This window comes from Streptomyces boncukensis (genome assembly GCF_011045075.1).
GTDB classification, from domain to species: domain Bacteria; phylum Actinomycetota; class Actinomycetes; order Streptomycetales; family Streptomycetaceae; genus Streptomyces; species Streptomyces boncukensis.
Genome location: NZ_JAAKZZ010001109.1, coordinates 1 through 524 on the forward strand (window position 1 = coordinate 1; position 524 = coordinate 524).

Below are 524 nucleotides of genomic sequence, written 5' to 3' on the forward strand. Positions count from 1 at the left end.
GTGCGCAGGAGTGGGGGTGTGGTGGTGGCGGTGTCGGGGTTGCGCAGGGTGGTGAGGTCGAGTTCGGCGGGCAGGAGGACGGGGTGGTCGGAGGCGAGGGCGGCGTCGAGGAGTTCCATGCCGCGCTCGGCGGTCAGGGGCAGCACTCCGCGCCGGGCCCAGCGGGCGATGTCGGCGTCGGTGAGCGCTCCGGCCATGCCGTCCGCTGGGCCGTCCGCCGTCTCCCACAGTCCCCAGGCGAGGGAGGTGGCGGGGAGTCCCTGGGCGCGGCGGTGGTGGGCGAGGGCGTCCAGGTAGGTGTTGGCGGCGGCGTAGTTGGCCTGTCCCGGGTTGCCGATGAGTCCCGCGAGTGAGGAGAAGAGGACGAATGCGCTGAGCTGCTTGTCGCGCGTGAGCTGGTGCAGATGCCAGGCCGCGTTCGCCTTCGGCCCCATGACCCGGTCGACGGCGTCGGGGGTGAGGTTGTCGAGGGTGGCGTCGGCGAGGGTGCCGGCGGTGTGGATGACGGCGGTGAGGGGGTGGGT

At 73.1% G+C, this 524-nt stretch carries 1 protein-coding gene; it reads right to left on the reverse strand.

Annotated features, from left to right (window positions below):
* Positions 1-524, reverse strand: a 524-nt coding sequence (locus G5C65_RS38185; protein ID WP_165303677.1) for a KR domain-containing protein, incomplete at both ends; no start/stop codon positions are given.